Source organism: Faunimonas pinastri (assembly GCF_900110915.1).
GTDB classification, from domain to species: domain Bacteria; phylum Pseudomonadota; class Alphaproteobacteria; order Rhizobiales; family Afifellaceae; genus Faunimonas; species Faunimonas pinastri.
Map to the genome: position 1 here is coordinate 37,672 of NZ_FOFG01000014.1, position 18,246 is coordinate 55,917.

General features: G+C 61.2%; 33 protein-coding genes. 2 read left to right on the top strand and 31 right to left on the bottom strand.

What is annotated here, in order from left to right; genetic code table 11:
* Positions 1-2 precede the first annotated feature (2 nt).
* From BMY25_RS16330 to BMY25_RS16360, 7 genes are all read right to left on the bottom strand, one after another.
* Positions 3-305 (bottom strand): hypothetical protein, encoded by a 303-nt coding sequence (locus BMY25_RS16330; protein WP_092498506.1) that lies wholly within the window; start codon positions 303-305, stop codon positions 3-5.
* Positions 299-595, bottom strand: a complete 297-nt coding sequence (locus tag BMY25_RS16335) for a hypothetical protein (RefSeq protein WP_092498508.1) — start codon at positions 593-595, stop codon at positions 299-301. Before BMY25_RS16335 ends, BMY25_RS16330 begins: the two co-directional genes overlap by 7 nt.
* A gap of 8 nt (positions 596-603) precedes the next feature.
* Positions 604-822, bottom strand: a complete 219-nt coding sequence (locus BMY25_RS16340; protein WP_092498510.1) for a hypothetical protein — start codon at positions 820-822, stop codon at positions 604-606.
* Between the two features lie 529 nt (positions 823-1,351).
* Complete coding sequence (locus BMY25_RS16350) at positions 1,352-1,588, bottom strand: hypothetical protein (protein ID WP_092498514.1); 237 nt, start codon at positions 1,586-1,588, stop codon at positions 1,352-1,354.
* Between the two features lie 71 nt (positions 1,589-1,659).
* The gene (locus BMY25_RS16355) at positions 1,660-2,037 is read right to left on the bottom strand and encodes a hypothetical protein (RefSeq protein ID WP_143062011.1); all 378 of its coding nucleotides are present in this window, start codon (positions 2,035-2,037) and stop codon (positions 1,660-1,662) included.
* Positions 2,030-2,191 (bottom strand): hypothetical protein, encoded by a 162-nt coding sequence (locus tag BMY25_RS20890; RefSeq protein WP_177176902.1) that lies wholly within the window; start codon positions 2,189-2,191, stop codon positions 2,030-2,032. The genes BMY25_RS16355 and BMY25_RS20890 overlap by 8 nt, the downstream gene beginning before the upstream one ends.
* A gap of 264 nt (positions 2,192-2,455) precedes the next feature.
* Positions 2,456-2,731, bottom strand: coding sequence for a hypothetical protein (locus tag BMY25_RS16360; RefSeq protein ID WP_092498518.1), 276 nt, complete (start codon positions 2,729-2,731; stop codon positions 2,456-2,458).
* Between the two features lie 464 nt (positions 2,732-3,195).
* Between BMY25_RS16360 and BMY25_RS16365 the strand changes: the two genes are divergently transcribed.
* Positions 3,196-3,603, top strand: coding sequence for a hypothetical protein (locus tag BMY25_RS16365; protein ID WP_092498520.1), 408 nt, complete (start codon positions 3,196-3,198; stop codon positions 3,601-3,603).
* A gap of 50 nt (positions 3,604-3,653) precedes the next feature.
* On the top strand, positions 3,654-3,905 hold the full coding sequence (locus BMY25_RS16370) for a hypothetical protein (RefSeq protein ID WP_143062012.1): 252 nt from the start codon (positions 3,654-3,656) through the stop codon (positions 3,903-3,905).
* A 9-nt stretch (positions 3,906-3,914) separates the two neighbouring features.
* Here the strand turns inward: BMY25_RS16370 and BMY25_RS16375 are convergent, their stop codons facing one another.
* The 24 genes from BMY25_RS16375 to BMY25_RS16485 all read right to left on the bottom strand — a co-directional run bounded on the left by BMY25_RS16375 (position 3,915) and on the right by BMY25_RS16485 (position 18,238).
* Positions 3,915-4,109: a hypothetical protein gene (locus BMY25_RS16375; protein ID WP_092498524.1), complete on the bottom strand. Its 195-nt coding sequence runs from the start codon at positions 4,107-4,109 to the stop codon at positions 3,915-3,917.
* Positions 4,109-4,345 carry a hypothetical protein gene (locus BMY25_RS16380; RefSeq protein ID WP_143062013.1) on the bottom strand — a complete coding sequence of 79 codons (237 nt, stop codon included), beginning with the start codon at positions 4,343-4,345 and terminating at the stop codon, positions 4,109-4,111. The genes BMY25_RS16375 and BMY25_RS16380 overlap by 1 nt, the downstream gene beginning before the upstream one ends.
* A 124-nt stretch (positions 4,346-4,469) precedes the next feature.
* On the bottom strand, positions 4,470-4,718 hold the full coding sequence (locus tag BMY25_RS16385) for a hypothetical protein (protein ID WP_143062014.1): 249 nt from the start codon (positions 4,716-4,718) through the stop codon (positions 4,470-4,472).
* Between the two features lie 29 nt (positions 4,719-4,747).
* Positions 4,748-5,128 carry a hypothetical protein gene (locus BMY25_RS16390; RefSeq protein WP_143062015.1) on the bottom strand — a complete coding sequence of 127 codons (381 nt, stop codon included), beginning with the start codon at positions 5,126-5,128 and terminating at the stop codon, positions 4,748-4,750.
* Positions 5,129-5,339: 211 nt separating this feature from the next.
* Positions 5,340-5,633: a hypothetical protein gene (locus BMY25_RS16395; RefSeq protein WP_092498532.1), complete on the bottom strand. Its 294-nt coding sequence runs from the start codon at positions 5,631-5,633 to the stop codon at positions 5,340-5,342.
* Between the two features lie 70 nt (positions 5,634-5,703).
* Positions 5,704-6,453 carry an N-6 DNA methylase gene (locus BMY25_RS16400; RefSeq protein WP_092498534.1) on the bottom strand — a complete coding sequence of 250 codons (750 nt, stop codon included), beginning with the start codon at positions 6,451-6,453 and terminating at the stop codon, positions 5,704-5,706.
* A 207-nt stretch (positions 6,454-6,660) separates the two neighbouring features.
* Positions 6,661-6,888 carry a DUF4314 domain-containing protein gene (locus tag BMY25_RS16405; RefSeq protein WP_092498536.1) on the bottom strand — a complete coding sequence of 76 codons (228 nt, stop codon included), beginning with the start codon at positions 6,886-6,888 and terminating at the stop codon, positions 6,661-6,663.
* Positions 6,888-7,097: a hypothetical protein gene (locus BMY25_RS16410; protein WP_092498538.1), complete on the bottom strand. Its 210-nt coding sequence runs from the start codon at positions 7,095-7,097 to the stop codon at positions 6,888-6,890. The genes BMY25_RS16405 and BMY25_RS16410 overlap by 1 nt, the downstream gene beginning before the upstream one ends.
* A gap of 74 nt (positions 7,098-7,171) precedes the next feature.
* A complete protein-coding gene (locus tag BMY25_RS16415) occupies positions 7,172-8,014 on the bottom strand; it encodes a hypothetical protein (protein WP_092498540.1) in 843 nt (280 codons plus the stop codon).
* A 146-nt stretch (positions 8,015-8,160) separates the two neighbouring features.
* Entirely contained in the window at positions 8,161-8,349 is a 189-nt protein-coding gene (locus tag BMY25_RS16420) for a hypothetical protein (RefSeq protein ID WP_143062016.1), read from the bottom strand.
* Positions 8,350-8,418: 69 nt separating this feature from the next.
* Positions 8,419-8,592, bottom strand: a complete 174-nt coding sequence (locus BMY25_RS20895) for a hypothetical protein (RefSeq protein ID WP_177176903.1) — start codon at positions 8,590-8,592, stop codon at positions 8,419-8,421.
* A 73-nt stretch (positions 8,593-8,665) separates the two neighbouring features.
* Complete coding sequence (locus BMY25_RS16430; protein WP_092498546.1) at positions 8,666-9,229, bottom strand: 3'-5' exonuclease; 564 nt, start codon at positions 9,227-9,229, stop codon at positions 8,666-8,668.
* Between the two features lie 205 nt (positions 9,230-9,434).
* On the bottom strand, positions 9,435-9,860 hold the full coding sequence (locus BMY25_RS16435; protein WP_092498548.1) for a helix-turn-helix domain-containing protein: 426 nt from the start codon (positions 9,858-9,860) through the stop codon (positions 9,435-9,437).
* Between the two features lie 119 nt (positions 9,861-9,979).
* Positions 9,980-10,513, bottom strand: a complete 534-nt coding sequence (locus BMY25_RS16440; protein ID WP_143062017.1) for an HNH endonuclease — start codon at positions 10,511-10,513, stop codon at positions 9,980-9,982.
* A 1-nt stretch (position 10,514) separates the two neighbouring features.
* A complete protein-coding gene (locus BMY25_RS20515) occupies positions 10,515-10,859 on the bottom strand; it encodes an adenylate kinase family protein (protein ID WP_143062018.1) in 345 nt (114 codons plus the stop codon).
* Positions 10,813-11,061 carry a hypothetical protein gene (locus BMY25_RS16445; protein ID WP_092498552.1) on the bottom strand — a complete coding sequence of 83 codons (249 nt, stop codon included), beginning with the start codon at positions 11,059-11,061 and terminating at the stop codon, positions 10,813-10,815. The genes BMY25_RS20515 and BMY25_RS16445 overlap by 47 nt, the downstream gene beginning before the upstream one ends.
* A gap of 3 nt (positions 11,062-11,064) precedes the next feature.
* A complete protein-coding gene (locus BMY25_RS16450) occupies positions 11,065-11,694 on the bottom strand; it encodes an HD domain-containing protein (RefSeq protein WP_092498554.1) in 630 nt (209 codons plus the stop codon).
* An 85-nt stretch (positions 11,695-11,779) separates the two neighbouring features.
* Positions 11,780-13,117 carry a helix-turn-helix domain-containing protein gene (locus BMY25_RS16455; protein ID WP_143062019.1) on the bottom strand — a complete coding sequence of 446 codons (1,338 nt, stop codon included), beginning with the start codon at positions 13,115-13,117 and terminating at the stop codon, positions 11,780-11,782.
* On the bottom strand, positions 13,114-15,474 hold the full coding sequence (locus BMY25_RS16460) for an ATP-binding protein (protein ID WP_092498558.1): 2,361 nt from the start codon (positions 15,472-15,474) through the stop codon (positions 13,114-13,116). Before BMY25_RS16460 ends, BMY25_RS16455 begins: the two co-directional genes overlap by 4 nt.
* Positions 15,475-15,554: 80 nt before the next feature.
* Entirely contained in the window at positions 15,555-16,166 is a 612-nt protein-coding gene (locus tag BMY25_RS16465; RefSeq protein WP_092498560.1) for an AAA family ATPase, read from the bottom strand.
* Positions 16,166-16,633: a dUTP diphosphatase gene (gene dut / locus BMY25_RS16470; RefSeq protein ID WP_092498562.1), complete on the bottom strand. Its 468-nt coding sequence runs from the start codon at positions 16,631-16,633 to the stop codon at positions 16,166-16,168. The genes BMY25_RS16465 and dut overlap by 1 nt, the downstream gene beginning before the upstream one ends.
* Positions 16,626-16,898: a hypothetical protein gene (locus BMY25_RS16475; RefSeq protein WP_177176905.1), complete on the bottom strand. Its 273-nt coding sequence runs from the start codon at positions 16,896-16,898 to the stop codon at positions 16,626-16,628. Before BMY25_RS16475 ends, dut begins: the two co-directional genes overlap by 8 nt.
* Positions 16,899-17,021: 123 nt before the next feature.
* Complete coding sequence (locus tag BMY25_RS16480) at positions 17,022-17,975, bottom strand: FAD-dependent thymidylate synthase (protein ID WP_092498566.1); 954 nt, start codon at positions 17,973-17,975, stop codon at positions 17,022-17,024.
* A gap of 11 nt (positions 17,976-17,986) precedes the next feature.
* Positions 17,987-18,238, bottom strand: coding sequence for a hypothetical protein (locus BMY25_RS16485; protein WP_092498568.1), 252 nt, complete (start codon positions 18,236-18,238; stop codon positions 17,987-17,989).
* Between the last annotated feature and the right edge of the window lie 8 nt (positions 18,239-18,246).

The window sequence follows — 18,246 nt, forward strand, 5'->3', positions numbered from 1 at the left end:
GATCAGGCGCGGGTTGCTTTCGGCAGCAGATGGGAGATGTCTTCGATATTCCGGACGAAGAAGTTGAAGGCTTTCAGGGCGTGGCCTTGGGAGATCACCCGCTCTCCGGCAGCCTCGACGTACATGAACGCGACGAGCTCCTGCAGCTCGACAGCCTTTTCCGTCGCGACCTTCGCCTTCTGGGCGCACGGTTTACAACGGAAGGCCCGCTTGTCTCCCTCGAACGGCTCGGCGCAGGTGCCGCATCGGCACCAATAGCCGCCTGACGCAAAGCCGAAGCTGACCAGAGAAGACTCGGTCACCATGTCGTTTTTGCCCAGTTTAGAATTGCGGGAATTGTGGGCTCTACTTCATACGCCTTGCAGGCGGCCTCATTGAACTCGACTCTCATCCCGATCAGATCGTCTTGGTCGATCCAGACGATGTCGGAGGACTCTCGAACTCGTGCGTAGATGGACGTTCCATCGAGGATGACGCTGTCGGTCGCGATGACTCCTCCATCCGACAGACTAAGGCTGATCGAGCCGATTAACTTGTTTATCTCCGGATTTAGAATTGGCAGGGCGTCGAGCATCTTCTTCATCGTGCTGCGCATAGGGTGTCCTACTGGTCGAGATAGCTGGCGATCGGGGCAGACACGCGGCCGCCGTTCTCGTGCTGAATGGTGAGGATAGACTGCGGGCTAGCGCCGCGCCGGAGACACTCCTGGGCCGCGGCAAGCGACGGGCGCCGGGAGACCTCGTCCCAGTCAGCGCCTTCGACAATATAGAAGCCTGGCCGCAGTGAATGCTGCCGAACGGTCACGATCTGCTCGGGAGACATAAGTCGCTCCTGATGTGTGCGTGTGTTGCGAATTCGTTATGCGACAAAGCATTATGGAAGTCGCTTGGCTGTGGTAGGATAAATCAAAACTGATTGTCAATCGGGAGAGAGTCCGATGATGAGCCTGCTTCACAAGCTCCAGTCCTACGAAGCGCTCGTGGGTCCTCTATTTGCGGTCGTCAGTGCGCCGCAACCCGCGCTGCAGATGTTGAGATTCTTGGCCCTTTGACAGCCCGCCAATTGGCGCTATCTTATTCGGAGTGGAGCGAGGGTTTCCCCTCGCTCCGTTTGGCTAGCCTATCGAGATTTCAAGGGCGAGTTGGAAGCTGCGGCCCTTAATTTTCTCGACGGTAACCGACAGGCGTATGCGTGGTATTAGCCACATCATCGTCTGTGCCTCCGTACTGACCAAGCGGGGCCTCCGCCCGAGGACGCCGAGTAGCCTACTCGACGTGGGGCCCCGCTTCCCTAGGGCCCTGGCGTACCGCCTGATCAATCTCGTCGTTCTATCGCACCCCGATGCGGGATGCTACTGCTGAGCGGCGTTCTCCGCAGCGCGCTCACGCAAGCGCCGCATGTTCTCTTCCGAGGTCGAGCGCACCGCCGCTTTCACAGAACTGATCAGCGACTGGCGATCGGCCAGGGAATACTCATCCAGGGGTTTCACTGGGCATTCGCAGCCGGGGTTCCGACGAACCCACTCACGGCGCATAGCCACGAGGAAGGTCTTCGTCGCGACCAGTGCCTGATCATCGCTAACTTGCATCTGCTATCCGTCTAAATCAGTGTTCATTGATCATAGCGAAGCAGGCTCGGGTTGCGATCGGATGCTCTCGGCTACTTGCGCTCGATGTTGCGAACGGTCTCTGCTGACCAGCGATCGGCGTGGAGTGGCTTGATACCGCGGGCGTCGAGGGCTTCGGCGATCTGCCGATATGATGAGAAACCCTCCTCCCGCAGTTTAGCGATGATCGGGCGAAGCTTGTTGCGCCTTTCCTCAGCTTCGGCTCCGCGCTTGGCACCGGCTCGGCGGCGTGCCTCTGCGAGATACGGGTTTCCCTTGCGGCCGCCGTCGCCGCCGAGAGCGGTAGCCGCCTGCTCCTGCAGTACGAGGAACCGGTCCCGGAAGTCAGGCTGTGCGGGGTCGAGCTCCTGGACTGCGCGGGCCACGTTCCGCAGCCGGCGCATAAGGACGCTGGTCTCAACTTCAGCCACTGTTCTTGTTCTCCGGCAGCACATACTCAACGGTGAAGGGCGGCGTGATGTCCTTGGCCGCGGCCGTCATCACTTCCGCCATCGACTTGAACGACCCATGCCATTTGGCGCCCTTCTTCGGCAACCGCAATGAGAGGCGACCGGGCGCGTCCATGCAGACTCTCACGGTCGGTCGCGTGGTGCCCGCCGAGTCCGGTCCTGCCGTTCCTGGTCGAGCTTCCGACGCTGGGCTGCCAGCTCCTCCAGCTCCCGCAGGTGGGGCCGCCGGCTTCTTCCGTTTTCGATCACTACGCCGTCGTGCGTCACCGTTTTCATGATCCATCTCCGGTCCAATCAAAATAGACTTCTAAAAGGCGATATAGCGAAATCGCGAAAACGTTGCAGACGGTTCCCCGGAAGAGGAACCGCCCTGCCCTACTCAGCTCGACAGCTTGGTATCCACCACCTTTTCGCCGACGATGTCGGGATCGGCCGCCATCTGCAGCAGAATGTCCATGACCTGTGGATGCGCCAGGGCGACAGAGAGCGCCATGAGCCGCTTGCCCTGCTCCTGCTGAGCCGTGGTCAGATTGGCGCCATCAATGAGACCCGTCGAGAAGACCTTGAAGGTCCCATCGGGCTTGAGGATGATGCCGGCATCACCCTCCTCGATAGGGGTCGCGGTGACATTTTCGTGATTGAGCAGTGCGGTCAAATGCAGGTCCCTCGAGATTGATCTGGATCAATTATTGCGAAATGTTGCTGAAGATCAGGCGGCCGTGTCGAACCCGCTCGTCCCGTCGTAAGTCAGAAGCCCCAGAACGGGCGTTCCGGGGCTTCCTCTGATAAACACGTTTTGACTTCACGACGCGGGGAGCAAACCTTTTGCTCTCCAGCGAATGAGCTGCCGAATTGCGCCTGACGGGCTTTCTGACCTTCATTGCGAGTCCTCTTTACTCTGTCGTGCCTCCAGTAAAACTTCTGCGTCACATAGTAGTCAAAGCTACAGCGCGTGATCTCGGAACGCAAAAGGGAATAGATTATAGCAAAAGAATCCTATTCGGTGAATCTTATAGCTGCTCTAATGCGTTAGCGAAATAGCGACATCTATAGGAGTTTGGGCCAATGACAGCGGGCAGCTAGCTCGCGACGTCCCTCCTCTGACTCTCATGAGACGTAATGCCGGAACTTCCTACATCGACCGAGAACCTTGAGGAGCTCGCAACTGCGCGGGTGCTCTTCAAGCTCCTGAACCTTGCCTCTTCCGCTGAGAATATCGAGCTCGCCTTCATCATCCTGACCATACAGATCGGAATTCTCGAAGGGCGTCCGATGGATATCTCCGCGCTGGCGGCGATGACCGGGCTGCCGCGTACCACGGTGCTCCGCAAGTTGCGGGACTTTGAGCAGCGAACCGGGCGCTTGCGCTGGCAGTCTAAGGGGTCGAGGCGCATTCCGCTGATCGACCCCGACTTCAGTCTCTGGGGAAAGCATTTGAAGACGGCAGCTCGCCTCATGCGTCAGTACGTCGACCTGCTATCCATTTTGGACAAGTCCGCGTTTGACCCGGCGGAAACTGTTTCTTAATTGTTCCTCACTCGGCTCGATAGGGAAAGCCGTGGAACACAGAGGTCCGAATGTCGGTGGAATTTGCGCGTCGGAAAGAAGAACTGGCTCAAAGACTGATTGAAGCAGCGCGCCAATACATGATGGAAGCGGGACAGCCCGAGTTTAGCCGCTCTGGACTCTCGCAGATGTCTATGGACCTGCAGGAAGTTGCCGGCGAAATGCTTTGCTTTGGCGGCGACATTTGGCCGGTCGAGGTTGCTCGCGAGGCTCTCATGGAAGAGAGTCCGATCGCTCCCAAGTTGATTCTCGTCGCCGCCTGAGCCGGCGACCTACAGTTTCGAGGTATCGAGCCCGATCTTCGGTTCCGGGCTCTTCTCTTCCTCCTCGGAGATGAAGGCGACCCCCTCCCCTTCCGCGTAGTCGCGGGCCACCCTGATCGCGTCAGCCAGGGCGACGGGGTCGACCTCTTTCCCCTCAGCGTGGTGTATGAGCGTGGCGATCGCGTCGAGGAGGTTCTGATCCATCACGGCTGCATCGACTCCATCATGCCCTTCATGTCCCACTGATCGATGGGCTCGCAGTGAGCATATACCCGGTCGTACATCTTGTTGATCCCGTTGCCGGCGACAGTGCCCTGCCAGGACTCCCACATCTTCGCCTTACGTTCGCACTCCTGCTGATCCATGAGCCGAAACTCCTTGTGGAAGACAGGTGCGTTGGCGCCGCTATAGAAGATGGCGACGATCAGAAAGGCTTTCATCAGGTTCCCTCGTTCGGTCGTCTCCGCTTCCTTCAACAAAGGCGTGGAGTCAACCGCGGTATCGCGAATTAGCGATGTACCGTCATAGCGAGAGAACGAAGGCGCGCTTTCGGGATACCGCGAACTAGCGTTCGCCGTTCACCTCCTGGTCAAAGATGCGGGCCGTCTCCGCGTCGCGGGCGAAAACGGTGCCGGCGAGCGCGTAGACATTGCTTTCACGCCCGAGACGTCCGAACAGCTCCTGGCACGTTTCGGCGATCGCGCGTTCCTGGGACGAAGCGGCGCGGAACCACCAGCGCCGATCGTTCTGCCCCCAACCGGTGCGGCGGAGATCGAGGTTGGTCTTCGGATACAAGAGAGTGTCTGCCACCATAGCGAAAGCGTCCTTGCGCGAATTAGCGATTAGAAGATGCCCCACGCCGCTGCGCGGGTGTCTTGAGCAGGCTGGAACGAAGACCCACCCTCCCCGGTTCGGTCCGCGATCTCGCTATTTCGCGAAATCGGGCCTTCGTCAACTGCCTTCCCACCCTCCGCCATGATGCCGAGGAGTTGCTGGACGTAGTTCGGCAGGATGCGTCGAGCGCGCGCAAGCTGCCGCGGCGTCATGTGATCCCTGTATCGGGGTAGCGCCTGGGCAACCGATGTCAGGAAGTCGGCGTCGGCCTTGTCCACGAACGTGGCGCCTCGGGCGCACAGTTGCCCGATGGCGCGAGCCACCGCCTTATCGCTGCGTTGCAGGAGATCGAGGATATCCTGCGCGGTCCAGACCTTGCTCTCGGTCATGTCAGTCGCTCTCGTGCGTTGCGTTGCATCGAACATCGCAGAATGACCGGTGGGAGTCGGCTGGAAATCGCGTCAAAGCGAATGGGCGTTTTCGCGAAATCGGGCAGGGCGCGCTCCTCGCTTTTAGAAGCTCGTAGAGCGTCGGGGAGTTCTGTGCGCTGTCGTCTATCGTCTCGCGCTAGAAACGCTGTCAGTGAGCGCGTGAGCGCGTTTAATGATCGCTGGGGAACGAGTTCTTCAAAAGCTCGTCGAGCTTCTTCATTTCGTCTTCGACCGATCGTGGAGGCTCCGTAGGGTTTGACGAGCGAGGATGGTCGACGTCGTCCTGCTGCAGCTCCAAAAGCGCCGCGGCCTCGCGCTTGTGGCAATTTACCTGCAGCTCGAAGCTATCCGGGAAGCGGTCAGCGCAACGCAGTTCGATGCGTCGGCGAAGCGATGGATCATTCACGCCCGGCATGGTATCCGCGAGAGCCGGAGTCGCCAGAAGAGCCGCGAAAATGGCCATTGTGATCCGTGGTGACATGCCTTGCGCCCGTGTGCTCGCTGGTTCTCTACCACGGAGGCGACTTCTTGGGCTATTCCGCGGCCTCGGGTAGCGCAGCAGGCTTTTTCGCGCGCATCAGAGCGGCCGGAGTGGGCGTCGCGAGCCAGGTTTCCAGTGTCAGCGTGTTGCCGTGGTAGACAACGGCGCTGGATCCGGTGAGTGCGAGCTGGATGTAGCAGCCGCACATCGCGTCAAAGTCCACGTCGATCGCGTGCCAATAAGCATCGCGACCGATATCCAGGCCCTGTTCGGTGAGAACCCGATTGCTGGCAAGGATCATTCCGCCAACCCCGCACGCCGGCTCCTGCAGCAGGAGATGATCGCGGCCTTCTGCTCTCGCCTCTGCAAGGATCACAGGAACATTGGACAGGCTCAGTCGGGCGATCAGCTCGGACACGCTGTCTGGGGTGAAGAACTGACCGATCTGCGTGTTCGCCTCGACCTCCATGAAGATCGGGCCCAGGAAATCATACGGTGCTTCGGCGAGCGCCCTGCCCGCAATCCCTAGCAGTCTCGCGAAATCGCCCATTGTCGCTTTAGCGATCTGACAACGCGCCACGATCTTCATGTACTCGGCTTCGTTGTGGCGCCAGGCGTCGCCGTCGGGCTTCAGCACCGAACCGCGGAGGCTGTAGAAAGCCGCGTGAAGCCAGGTCCGGAAAGCTTCACGTTCGCGCCAGCCTTCGCGATTGGTGACGTCCGCGAGCAGACCAAGGAATGTCTTGGTCGCTTCTTTGTGGCGCGGATCCGCGACCACGCGCCGAGCAGTCGGCTGCGCCATAAATCGCTCCTTCGTGATTTAGCGAGTTCGTGAAAACCGTGGATTAGCGAACCAGGCCGACGCTGAATTTGCGGCGCCCGATCCAGCGCCCAAGCGACCAATGCCGTCCGAAGTAGACCCATCCGGCGGAGCGATGACGCTCTAGGCCGCGCAAGGAGTTCGGCGCTCCATGCGCGTTCAGCAGGAAAGGGCCGAGATTTACCGCAATCACGATTTCGCCTCTTCGCTATTCCGCGAAGAAGCCTTTTCGACAATCACCAGCTCGTCGGGCGGAATGATGCAGGCAAGTGACCGCGGAATGTCCCAGTCGATCCAGACCTGCGTGTTCCTTCCCATCGGGCGCAGATCGCGGATCGTGCCGCGGGTGCCAGGCGGAATAGGGCAGGGGTCGTCGTCCATCTTCACCAGCTCGATGCGGTCACCACGATTGAACATCAGTGGGTCCTCTGGTGGTGGCGGTGGTCGAAGTTGTCAGAGGCGCGATCGAGTTCGTGGCTCTCCAGCACCCGGGTGTTCACCAGCAGACCGGCGGCAAGGTCGAGCTTCGACTCCTCGATCCAGCTTTGGTCGTGGAGGTCATAGTGCTGGCGCTTGAGCAGCTTTATGTGCCGCTCACCGCCCCAGATATCGACGCGGAGGATCATAGCGAGTTCCCTATTCAGCGAAGAAGCGGTTTAGCGATGCAGCCGGACACGCCGGCTGCACTGGCAAAGCCGCCTTACGCCGCCTCCTCCTCGTCTTCCTCGGCGTAGCCCTTGCCGCCGTCGAGCAGGAGCTTGAGCGCCTGTCCGTACAGGGAGTCCGGATTGAGCTTGAGAACCTTGCCGGCCCGCGTGGCGATCTTGGTCACGTCGAACAGCGCCATGATCTGACCCACCTGCGAGCGGGCAGTGCCCTCGTTGTAGGTGGTGCCGCGATTGCTGGACATCGTGCGCAGCGCAGCGACCAGGTCAGAGGAGGTGACCTCGCCCTTCGCGTCCAGAACGCTGTAGCAGCTCATGATGAAGGTCGACGGTTCGCGGTCAGCCGCGAGCGACAGGATCAGGTTGTCGAACTTCTCGGCGACCTTCTTCTGAAGGGGCCGCTTGGCGAGGACCTCCTTCTTGTTGGCTTCGAGGTCTTCGGGCACGTCGGCGGTCAGGATGAAGGCTTCCGGCGGCAGGCTGTTCAGGTCACGAGTCGGGCGAGGAGTCTTCGGGGTGCTGGGCGCACGAGCAGCGCGGGCAGGGGGCACGGCGGCGGCGATGCTCGCCTCGGCAGCCTCGACCTCGACGGCAGCGTCGCTCTGCTGCTCCTCGTAGATCTCCGCTCGGGTAATGCTCGCCTCGAGTTCGCCCAGGGCGTCGTCATCCAGAACTTCGTCGCCGGCAGCAACGGGGGTGGTCTCCTCGACCGCTTCCTCAGTGGTCGCGGTCAGCTCGGGCTCGCCGAGATCCTCGATCTCCTCGATGATTTCGCCATCGTTCTGGTCTTCGACCTCAAGGTCGGACAGGATCGCATCGATGCTGTCGAACTCGCTCGGGTCGATTTGCTCATGCGCACCGGTATTCATCGGGTCCATTGTGTCTATTTCCTCTTGCAGTGTGTCGAACTCAGAAAGCAACGCGCTCTCTATGTCGTCGTCTATACTGCGCAGAGTTTCGGATAGCGGCTGGGACATGCTTTCGATCCTGCGGAAAAGCGCGAACTAGCGAATAGGCGAAGGCGCTAATTCACGACCGAGAGATGGCTCGGTCGCTTCTTCGGAGAGGGGAGGGGAGGCGTCAGACGGCTGTTCACGGCCTGCGCGTAAGGATGCGGGACGCCGGCGATCATCTGCCCATATCGCTCGGCCGTGTCGTGTCGGCCCAGAAGCCACTCCTTCGGCTCGCGACCGGTGGTGATCATCATGAGCACGGGCGGCTTCCGGAAGCGCGGGTAACACCCTGTCACGCCGGCGCCGTTCTCGTTTGCAGCCTTCATAAGTCAATCCTGACTGTTGTCGGTGAGCGCGACAAAACCCAAGAGCGCGCACACGAGATGGAAGAGGCGGGCGCCGAGCCAGAAGACAGGCGCCAGGGCGAGGGTGACGAGCGCGAGAAGGAGCGCCAGGACGCACATGGTCACCGCCCTGAGCGGCCAGTAGAGAGCGATTACCAAGCTCTCCGGCGCGCGCCACAGATCCTGCAATGCTAGCTTGAGGGCATCCAGGCGACGCTCCGGCCGAATGATCCTAAGCCGCACGAGCCAGCTCCTCGATCTCCGGTAGCGTGTAGAAGCCCCAGTCCAGGCCCGCGAAGAAGCAGTCCATCATGACGCCAACGTCGTAGTCTGCTGCGTGCGCTTTGCTGGCGTCGTAGGGCATGTCGCAGGCGAAGCAGAGTTCACCGAGGTTCGGGCTTTTGCCAATGGGCGTTGCCCAGCGCCCCTGTAGCATCGTGTCGACGGTGGGCTTCTCGATCGGCGGCAAGCCGACCCGCTTGAACTCGTAGTTCAGGAACGGCAGGTCGAAGCCGTCACCGTTGTGGGCCACGATCATATCGGCGCGCGAAAGCACGGCATGAGCCTTCGGCGCGACCATGTCCCAGGTCGGGCAGCCGACGAGATCGCCCAGACTGATCTTGTGGACACGCTGCGCTTCAATGCCGATGGAGCGCTGGGGATCGATGCGCTGGTTCAGCTCGAACACCCGCTTGCGCGAGCGGAGGTCCCACAGTCCCGCATAGAACTCGACCAGACGATGGTCGCCGGGCTCAAGGCCGGTGGTTTCAATATCGGTGCCGGCGAGAAGGGTCATTTGTTAGCCTTTGCTTCACAGGCCCGTCGGGCACTGGAGAGAGTAGGGTGCAGCCCGGTGTAGATGATGATCCCGTTCCGGATGACACTCGCGAGGTACGGATCGATGGTGCGATCGACGTGATTGACTGCCAGTGTCACGTTGTCTGATCCGCGCTCCATAGCTTGACCTTTGTTCAAGGTTGGAGACTTCCAACTCACTTCCATCATACGTGACGCCAGGTCCTTTCTTCACGAATGTCGCTGATGGTTCCGCGACTGACCCCGTGTTTCATAGCGAGATCGGTCACGGTTGCGTCCGATTGGCGGATGGCGATGACGTCATCCGGGGTGAGCTTGGAGTTGCCGTTTGCAGTACCGCGGGTGGCTTTCAAACCGTGGGCGAAGGCGTGCTTCTCCTGGTCGCTGCGGCTCGCCCATTCCAGGTTACCGACGGAGTTGTCGGTCTTGTCGCCGCTCTTGTGGTTGACCTCGGGCAGGTTGTCCGGGTTCGGGATCAGGGCCAGACCGATCACCCGGTTCACCAGGACCGACTTGCTGATGCCGTCGAACGTCATGGTGAAGTACAGACGCTCCGTCTTGCGGTGGAGCGACGGCTTCACCCGGCGATAGACCCACTTCTTGCCTTCCATGAGGACGGTGCGGATCGCGCTCTTCGGTGCCGGCGCTCTGTACCAAACGGAGCCGTCTTCTCGGGCAACGTAGACCCGGTAGCGAAGCGCCCGGAGGATCCAGGCGTCCTTAGACCAAGTCATGCGGCTCTCCCGAATTCACCGAAGGCGCGCTTCGCCGCGTGCTCGTAGGCGTCGCGCGCCTCAGCCGCTGTCGCGAAGCTGCCAAGAAATTTAGCTGTTCCCTTGATGGTGATTTGGGCGAGCCAACGACCGTTTCGTTCGCGAACTCCTTTAATGCCGCTGGTGTTGTTCGACGGCGCGTTCTTGTTTGCGGCGCTCTCGCCCCCGTCAGCGAGACGGAGATTCTCAAATCGGTTGTTCCTGGGGTTTGTGTCGATGTGATCGACAATTCGGTCGGGCCAAGTGCCGGTGACTAGAGCCCAGATGACGCGTTGTCCGAGAAGAGGAGCGCCGTCGACTGTCAGCTTGAGATATCCATCAGGGCGGAAGCCGCCAGCAAGCGCACCAGCCAAGCAGCCACGACCAGGCCGCGTGACGCGCCAGCGCAGTTCTCCCGTGCTGGGCTCATAGCTGAGAACTTCGCGTAGGCGTTCAATCGTAGGCAGCGGACGAACCCTTTTAGGCCCAATCTGAGTGATGCCCTCCAGCAACTCAGATCTCCCGAGTTTTGGCGGAACCGACACGGCCCTTGCCCTCGATCGACACAGAGCGGGCGCGCGCTTGCACTTCGACCCGATGTCCGCTCTTCTGATCGACGTTGCCGAGCCAACCGAACCAGCGATTGATCCAATCGACGACCCGCATCATGCGGGCGGCTGCGTTGTAGTCCTCGCGCGTCAGCAGATCGGAACCGCACTCGGGGCAGGGCGTGCCGATCAGGTGCGGGCCGAACTTCTGGTGCGGAGCGACGTAGCCGCATCCCGAATTGTCACAGACGAGGCGACCAGCGTCATCGGGATCGAAGTGAATGAGCTTCTTTGCGGGCTTTGCGCGCATTGAGGAGTTCTTTCCTGACGTTGTAGATGGTGTCGGTGAGGTCCCAGGGAACGAGCCCGGAGACCGTGTCGAACAGCGAGTTGACCACCAGGTAGAGCTCGCGATCGGTGATCTTGCCTTGTTCGTGCTGGTGAACCCGCTCGGCGAGGGCTTCCACGACCTTGCGTGAAAGCTCGCCCTGGATGTCCTCCCAGGAGGGCATGGCTCAGGGATTGCCGGGGTTCATGGCGCGCGCCTGGCGCTCCGGGGTCCACAGCTCGTAGAAGCGGGCGAGGAAGCGCTGCTTGGCTTCGTAGGGCAGCCAGCACTCGATGGTCACCGGGGCGACGACGCTGTCGTCATGGAGCTTCCCGCTTTCCCAGTCTTCGCCGGCGCGCTTGGGAACGACCTGGTTGACCTCGGCCGCGGCAAGCGCTTCGTCGGCCGCCTTGACCGACGGCGGATAGGGGAACTGCAGACCGAAGCGCCGGGCGATGGCGTGCTCGTTGGCGTCCTCGACCTTCTTGAAGGGTGCTCGGAACAGCGGGTCGTACTTGAGCGGGCGGATCAGGTCGCCGTTGTAGGCTTCGGAGCCGTCGTGCAGCAGACGCTCCAGCGCTTCTTCCTCGGGCCCGAGATAGGAGGCGAGAACCGAATGCTCCGCGACCGAATAGAAGATCCGCTCCTTGTGCGCCGGATGCTGGATCGCGCCGTTGTAGCGGCAGCGGGTGGCTAGGTGATGCGCAAGCGTCTCGATCTCGACCTCCAGCGGGCGCGGGTCGAGCGGCCAGAACTTGCTGCCGGCGGCGGTGTGCATGTACTTCCCGATGCGATCGGGCTGAACGATGGCGTTCATCAGTCTGTCCTGTGCGTGTGTGTTGCGCTCTGTCAGTAAGTTATAGCTGACAGAGCGCGGGTTGCGATAGGTCAATATTGACTTATCAAACGGAACGCGAAGATGCCTTCAGGTTCTTCGAGAGGGACTCCCGATCCATTTTTAGCGCTTTCGCGATAGTGCGAATGGACTCGCCAGCTTCGTGGCGACGCTTGGCCTCGGCGAACTTCTCCTCGTAGGTAGCGAAGGTCTGCGGGGCGGCGGGAGCTTCGATGTCGGGCTTACCCTTCGCTTCAACGAAGTCCTGGGCGAGCGCCTTCGGAGCCGACTTCCCGGAATGCACACGCGGGGCCTGCTTGACCGGCGGTGCCTTCTGCCGCTCGTTCTTGGCAGCCTCGGTGATCGCCGCGCTCATGTCGCCGGACACCGCGGCCGCGACCGCCGCCTTGACGTCCTTGGGTTCGATGCGGGCAGCAGTCTCGACGAAGCCCCGGCGGAAGTTCGACTTCTTGGGCTTCGAGGCTGTCGCCTTAACGGGCGTAGTCTGGACTTCGATGCCTTTCTGGGTCGTGCTGCCGCCGACGACAACTTCCTCCAGGACGCCGATGTGATTGCCGGCGAGCACCGCCGCTACGATGGCGCGACCTTCTTCGTCCTCGATCGCGGAGATCTTACCCGCCACCTTCTGGTAGACGCCCTTCGGCAGCTCGGCCACGAGGTGATAGGCGCAGGCCCGCATCTTGCCGGTCTCGATCGAAGGAACCGCGATCACGTCTGCCGGGCGAACCTTCGCCAGGAACACGGCTGTGCCGTAGCTGCCGTAGTTCTTGTTGCAAACGTGCAGTCCCGTCGAGCACAGGGTCCGGCGATTGTCGTCGACCTTCTCGGTGGGCATCGACACGCGAGAGCCGAGACGCTGCTCGACCTTGCCGGTATGCGTGTCCACGAAGACGCCGGGCTTGTCGCGGTGGGGCGTCAGGAACTTGTAGACGACGATGGAGCCGTCATCGGCGATCGGCAGATCACCGTTGCGCATGAACTGCAGGAGCTCGTCCGCGCTGTGTTTGTGCGGGATGCGGGCGAAGTCGTCCATGAAGGCGGCGAGAGCCTCGGCGCCGAACCCGTGCGCGGCTTCTTCCACGTACTTCGTCAGCGGAGCTGCGTCCGGGATGACGGCCGCCGAGGTCTTCAGGGCAACCGTGCCGTTGGGCTGCGCTTCCATCGTAATGGCGCCCTGGGTCATCTCCGCCAGCTTCTGAGCCAGGGAGAATTCATCAAGGTCGATCTCCGCGCGATGGCGCGTGGCGAGTGGGATTGCGATGCGTTCCATGATTGACTGGGTGCGCCAGTTCTCCTGGGGCAACACCTCCGACGTTCCGTCTTCCAGGAACAGCGTGATGCCGTTCCGGCTGACGATGACGCCAACTGCTGTGACCATCTTCATTCTGCGTTCGTCTCCGTCTTGGGCTGGTTTGTGGTCGCTTTGGCCGCTTTCTCGACCAGGGGAAGGATGATCTCGAGGCTCTCGGTCGTGGTCTCGAAGGATGGGGTTTTGAGCACTGCCGCCAGCGGTCTGAGGTGAGCCAGACGCACCGTCAGCTTCGCTCGCTCTTTAAGATCGCGAATTCGCGGTTCCGCTTTTTCAAGAACAGCGTCCACGAGCTTCTTGAACCGTTCCTGACGCTCGCACTCCTCGTTGTAGTTTCCGGCCATCGAGTAGGAGCCGCCGGGCTTTACCCGGAACAACAAGCTGGCGCAGAGGATCAAATCCCAGCACGCATCTGCACCTTTGCTGGCGCGATAAGGCTCGGCGAAGGCCGCGTACGCCGCGCGCCGAGAATGCAACATGAGTTCGGATGCGAGCACGCTCTCCGGGTCTCGATGCATTATGGCTTCGTGACACTGCGCCGCCATCAGCATGAAGACGTCCTCGGGACGCGGCTTCTTCAGCCGTTTCTCCAGGCGCTCAAGGATGATGTCCTCGATAGCTCTCGCGCCTGAATCCAGGAGCTTCTTCTGCTCCCGGATCCCGGTAATCAGTGCCGTCGCCGGAACCAGCTTGTTCAACAGGCGAATGCAGAACTGTGGCTGGCTTGTCGCACCGAACGAGACGGCAGGCACATCGTGGTGCGAGTATTTGGACATTGCCAGGAATGCCGCTGGCTCGGCGAGCGTCTTTGGCCGGTCCACATAGGCTCGTTTCTCATACGCACTGACCGCCAGGTCCGCGAGCGCGAGGTACTTGGGCTTGTTATCGATCACCGTCGCTGGATCAGGCTTCGGCTTCTTCTCCCGCTTGATGCGATCGAGGAGCTCGGTGGTCATACCGTGCTTGGCCGCCCGCTCCCGGATATCCTTCAGTTCGGCTTCGCCGAGCTTGGGATCGATCAGAAAGTAGCCAACTCCGCCCCTCTTGAGCGCCGTTTCGCGGTTTGGCGCGATAACCAAATGCAGTTGCGTCATCGCCTGTTGATCAGACGGGGACTGGTGGCCGTAGCTGTCGTCCGACTTGCGAATTGGAAGCAGCCGCCCGGTCTTCTTCTCCCGGTAGAAGAGCCGCCCCATGTGGTTCGCGCCCGTCACTCGCAGCGTCCGGCGGCGGACCTGTTCGATGGCCTCGTCACGGAAGGTGCCAGGATAGGGCCATTTCTTGTAGCGGCGCGCGAACTCACGGCGATGATCGGGAAATCGGCTAACCGCGTAGCGCCCAAAATCCGCTGACTTGATCGTTCTCGTCTTAGCTATGGCGATGGCGATCTCGTCGGCGCCGGCGTGGACCCGCCGATCGATTTTCTCACCGGTAAAGTCGAAGTCCGCCAGAGTCAGTCGAGTGACGTTCTTGAGCCGCGCTTCGATGACCCTGTTCGTCTCGCGCTTCCCGATCGCCTGAACCTCATGCACGAGCTTCCGCAGAACTCTCTTGAGAGTAGCGATTGTGAGATCGTCCATCTGCAGGTCTTCGCGAGAGGGCGTGACCGAGATCGTGTCCGGTTCAGCGCAGACCACCAGACCCATCCAATCGATGCAGAGCGCCTCCGCTTGACGCTGGAGCGTCCTGAGCTCCGTCGAGTCACGAAGCGGATACAGGACGTTCCCATAAAGGACGTGAATGCCCTGAAGGTTGGGAACCAGGCCGTAGCCTTGCTTCCGCAATTCCGCGTAATCGTAGTGATTAAGCAGCTCGCCGTTCAGCTCCACCTTGATGCCACTGTTCCTTGCGTCGGCTTTAATGATGCGCTCGAACTCCAAGCGGTGATCCAGCAGCCGCTCGACTGTCAGCGGGATCGTGACCGTCAGACCACTCTCGTCCGTCGGCGTGGACACCATCGGCCGCACCGCGGGCAAGCCGCCCGTGCTTTCGTCGCCGATGTGCATGGCGTAGATGGTCTTGACGCCTTCATGGCAGCTCGCGACCGTGAAGTGATCGGTATAGGCAAAGGGTGACTTCGACCCGAGGCCGAAGCCGCCGGTTTGGGTAGAGTCAGCGGTCTTGGTGGAGCCGAAATAGGTGGCGTAGATCTCCTCGATCCGGTCGTCAGCGATGCCGGGGCCGAAATCCTGGATCGTAAGCGCGGTTTCCGTCAGCGTGACCTTCACCGGCAGGTCCGGTTGACCCACCATGATGTGCGCATCGATCGCGTTCCGGACGACCTCGCGCACGACGGCGAGCTTCTTGTCGCGGTAGAGCGCGTCGGACAGGATCTTGAAGGCATGTGCGGAAGCAGCGATTTGAAAGTTGCGGGCTGCACCGCCTCCGACAATCGCGTAGTTGTTGTTCTCCGCAAGCGCATTTACTTGCATTGATCTTCCTCGTGTGTGTGATCGCGTCTGAATTACATTAGCAACTCAGACGCGGGATGCAGTAGGTAAGTATTTACTTACTAGTGAAGCCAAATTTCGGAGTGCTCACGGGCGATCTCCTGCATCCGATCCGTGAGAACCTGCTTGCACGCCTCTGTCCGCTCGCCGAGGTCCAGAGTGTTGATCAGGCAACTCGTGCCCTCGATATCGCGCCCTACCTGGTCAACTCCGCCTTCGATGAGGAGCTGGATAAGGGTCTGATAGGCGCGGTTCGCCGGCGGCTTCGTCGGATCTTCCTCGTATGTCGGCAGCGGCCTCAGAAGAACCAGGGTGTCGTAATAGAGCCTGGTCGTTTCGAGGCAGCGATCGGCATAGGCGGCGTACCGCTTTGCGAGCTCCGAGTCCGCGTTGTGCATGGTCAGCTCGCCCAATGCGTAGGCCAGCATGTCGAGCGGCGTGCGATCGGTGATGCAGGGCCTGGGCAGCTTCTGCAGATCCTTGATGTGCCGGTCGAGGAGCTTCTCCTGCGCCGTGATGCGTTCAGCCATGGGGAGATCAGCTACAGCGTCGTAGCCGAGCTCCTTCATCACCTTGGTTGTGGACGTTTCGTGGAAGTGGATGCCGAGATCCTCGGCAACCTTCTTCGCCAAAGTCGTCTTCCCGGTGCGATGTGCGCCGATCAAGCCGAACATTACCGGGCGCCCGTCGATCCGAAGCCGCCTGCGCCGCGCGCCGTCTCGTCGAGATCCTCGACTTCGTGCAGAATAGCGCGGGCGACGTAGGTGAACATGATCTGGGCGATGCGATCGCCGGGCTCGACGACGAAGGGCTTGTCGCCGGTGTTCTGGAGAATGATGCCAACCTCGCCGCGGTAGTCGCTGTCGATGATGCCCGGAGCGTTCACGATGGTGATGCCAGCCTTGAGAGCGAGACCGGAGCGCGGGCAGGCGAGGAGGGCCAGGTGCGGCGGCAGTGCGAAGGCCAAGCCGGTGCCGATCAGGGAGCGTTCGCCCGGATTGATGGTGATGGGCTCCATGATGTCCGCCTTCACGTCCATGCCGGCAGATCCGTCGGTCTGGTAAGCGGGGATGGCGGCTGAGGAGCGCAGGCGCTTCACCTTCACGTCCTCGAGGTAGAACTGGTCCTTGCGGCTATTCATGCTTGTCATCCTTGATGTGCGTCACGGTGACGTCGTCGTCCGTGATTTCGTGGCCGAACTCGCCGGCCTTCGCGATGAAGGTCTCGACCAGAAAGGCGCTGGCGGCTTCGATTGCCGCTTCATTGGTGGGGAAGGGACCAACCATCGGCGGGGCAGGATTGCCCTCCAGCAGCTCCTCCTCCGCGAAGGTGTAGTAGAAGCCCGGCTCGACCGTCGTGGACTGCGTAAAGTCCAGGACGCTGACCGGGAAGCTCATTTCCGCCAAAGCAATGTCTCCAGTCATTACTGATTGATGATGTTGGGCGCGGCTAGACGATGATGCGGATGATCTCGTAGACGCCCCAGAGGATCAGAAGGCCGCAGACCCAGTCGGAGATGAGCAGGCGGCTCATCCCGGCACGAACTCGTAGGGGAGGGTCTTCCGGTTCTGGATGTAACCGGTGAAGTTGGCGTGCAGAGCTGGCTGCTGCCAGACGATGTCGGAGCCCGGAGTGTCCACGATCGCAACATCAGGCGTGGCCTGGTGCTCGGCCGGAGAGGCGTGAACCGGACGCGAGACCACGAGGCCCTCGTAGCGAGCGAGCTCCTTCTCCAGCGAGCCGTCACCGTCAAACGGCTTGATGGTCAGACGCGCGCAGCGGGCGACAGACAGCTTGCGAAGGGTGCCGCTGGGGTCGCGAAGACCGCCGTACTGCTCGATCTCAGCCTGGTCGTCCACGTAGGGCAGGTGCCATTCGCCGGGCTGCAGAAGCGTCTGCTCGGAATGATCGAGAGCCGCCTTCACCGCGCGGGCGAGATGCTGCACCTCGGGCTGGGCCGCCTCGTGGTCGCGAAGCGCGAAGAAGTTCTCCCAGTCGGTCGCCGTAATCAGCACGTCGATGTAGCCGAACCACTCCAGCGGACGATTGGCCCACTGCTTGTGAACGCCAAGCTCCGTGAGCTGGCGCACGGTGTCCTTGGTGGCTTCGGCGAGTTCGATCCAGAGACGCTCGGCAGTGACCATCTCCTCCGGCGTGAGCTCCTCGGTTGCCTGCATTCCCCGCTTGTTCTTCATGAAGTGAGGAACGTAGGGTGCCTCTTCCAGGAGCCGGGCGACGGGCACGGCGCGCGAGGAGCGGCCGTTGCGGGAAAGCTTCTCGTCGGCGAGCAGGCTGATATCCTGCATGACGATTTCCGAGAGCTCGCCCTCAAAGCCGGTGAGAATGCGATGGGTCTTGGCGTCGGCGTGAACCATGCGCGGATAGCGGGCCTGCACGGTGGGAAGTCGAATGCCCTGGGGCGAAACGCTGTCCTTGACGACGCGCGCCTGGGCGGACTCGACGGCGAAAAAGTGGTCGCTCATGCTGTCACCGATCAATAGAAGCGAATGGTGCCGCCCTTGCCCCAGTACGAGGAGCAGAAGACGCCTTCGACGTTGATGCCGGCGGGTGATTTCGCGCGAAAGCCGGTGCTGTAGTCGTCGCTGTTGCTGCAGCCGAACCATTCATGACCGGTGATGACGATGTCGCTGTAGCCCTGCTGGCGCAGCACGCGCTGAGCCGTCTCCGGATCGGTGCAGGCGCTGAGACCCAGTGCGAGAGCGGCAAGGAGAATGAACTTGCGCATATGTTCCT

Excerpts from the sequence above, each read along its gene's own strand:
- BMY25_RS16350 (WP_092498514.1), bottom strand. The coding sequence starts at position 1,588 with ATGCAAGTTAGCGATGATCAGGCACTGGTCGCGACGAAGACCTTCCTC.
- BMY25_RS16390 (WP_143062015.1), bottom strand. The coding sequence starts at position 5,128 with ATGACCGAGAGCAAGGTCTGGACCGCGCAGGATATCCTCGATCTCCTG.
- BMY25_RS16370 (WP_143062012.1), top strand. The coding sequence starts at position 3,654 with ATGTCGGTGGAATTTGCGCGTCGGAAAGAAGAACTGGCTCAAAGACTG.
- BMY25_RS16400 (WP_092498534.1), bottom strand. The coding sequence starts at position 6,453 with ATGGCGCAGCCGACTGCTCGGCGCGTGGTCGCGGATCCGCGCCACAAA.
- BMY25_RS16465 (WP_092498560.1), bottom strand. The coding sequence starts at position 16,166 with ATGTTCGGCTTGATCGGCGCACATCGCACCGGGAAGACGACTTTGGCG.
- BMY25_RS16385 (WP_143062014.1), bottom strand. The coding sequence starts at position 4,718 with ATGGTGGCAGACACTCTCTTGTATCCGAAGACCAACCTCGATCTCCGC.
- BMY25_RS16330 (WP_092498506.1), bottom strand. The coding sequence starts at position 305 with ATGGTGACCGAGTCTTCTCTGGTCAGCTTCGGCTTTGCGTCAGGCGGC.
- BMY25_RS16445 (WP_092498552.1), bottom strand. The coding sequence starts at position 11,061 with ATGCCCTCCTGGGAGGACATCCAGGGCGAGCTTTCACGCAAGGTCGTG.
- BMY25_RS16380 (WP_143062013.1), bottom strand. The coding sequence starts at position 4,345 with ATGAAAGCCTTTCTGATCGTCGCCATCTTCTATAGCGGCGCCAACGCA.
- BMY25_RS16410 (WP_092498538.1), bottom strand. The coding sequence starts at position 7,097 with ATGATCCTCCGCGTCGATATCTGGGGCGGTGAGCGGCACATAAAGCTG.
- BMY25_RS16460 (WP_092498558.1), bottom strand. The coding sequence starts at position 15,474 with ATGCAAGTAAATGCGCTTGCGGAGAACAACAACTACGCGATTGTCGGA.
- BMY25_RS16455 (WP_143062019.1), bottom strand. The coding sequence starts at position 13,117 with ATGAAGATGGTCACAGCAGTTGGCGTCATCGTCAGCCGGAACGGCATC.
- BMY25_RS16485 (WP_092498568.1), bottom strand. The coding sequence starts at position 18,238 with ATGCGCAAGTTCATTCTCCTTGCCGCTCTCGCACTGGGTCTCAGCGCC.
- BMY25_RS16435 (WP_092498548.1), bottom strand. The coding sequence starts at position 9,860 with ATGGAAGGCAAGAAGTGGGTCTATCGCCGGGTGAAGCCGTCGCTCCAC.
- BMY25_RS16335 (WP_092498508.1), bottom strand. The coding sequence starts at position 595 with ATGCGCAGCACGATGAAGAAGATGCTCGACGCCCTGCCAATTCTAAAT.
- BMY25_RS16450 (WP_092498554.1), bottom strand. The coding sequence starts at position 11,694 with ATGAACGCCATCGTTCAGCCCGATCGCATCGGGAAGTACATGCACACC.
- BMY25_RS16405 (WP_092498536.1), bottom strand. The coding sequence starts at position 6,888 with ATGTTCAATCGTGGTGACCGCATCGAGCTGGTGAAGATGGACGACGAC.
- BMY25_RS20515 (WP_143062018.1), bottom strand. The coding sequence starts at position 10,859 with ATGCGCGCAAAGCCCGCAAAGAAGCTCATTCACTTCGATCCCGATGAC.
- BMY25_RS20890 (WP_177176902.1), bottom strand. The coding sequence starts at position 2,191 with ATGGACGCGCCCGGTCGCCTCTCATTGCGGTTGCCGAAGAAGGGCGCC.
- BMY25_RS16365 (WP_092498520.1), top strand. The coding sequence starts at position 3,196 with ATGCCGGAACTTCCTACATCGACCGAGAACCTTGAGGAGCTCGCAACT.
- dut (WP_092498562.1), bottom strand. The coding sequence starts at position 16,633 with ATGAATAGCCGCAAGGACCAGTTCTACCTCGAGGACGTGAAGGTGAAG.
- BMY25_RS16430 (WP_092498546.1), bottom strand. The coding sequence starts at position 9,229 with ATGACCCTTCTCGCCGGCACCGATATTGAAACCACCGGCCTTGAGCCC.
- BMY25_RS16375 (WP_092498524.1), bottom strand. The coding sequence starts at position 4,109 with ATGGATCAGAACCTCCTCGACGCGATCGCCACGCTCATACACCACGCT.
- BMY25_RS16415 (WP_092498540.1), bottom strand. The coding sequence starts at position 8,014 with ATGGACCCGATGAATACCGGTGCGCATGAGCAAATCGACCCGAGCGAG.
- BMY25_RS16480 (WP_092498566.1), bottom strand. The coding sequence starts at position 17,975 with ATGAGCGACCACTTTTTCGCCGTCGAGTCCGCCCAGGCGCGCGTCGTC.
- BMY25_RS16340 (WP_092498510.1), bottom strand. The coding sequence starts at position 822 with ATGTCTCCCGAGCAGATCGTGACCGTTCGGCAGCATTCACTGCGGCCA.
- BMY25_RS16395 (WP_092498532.1), bottom strand. The coding sequence starts at position 5,633 with ATGGCCATTTTCGCGGCTCTTCTGGCGACTCCGGCTCTCGCGGATACC.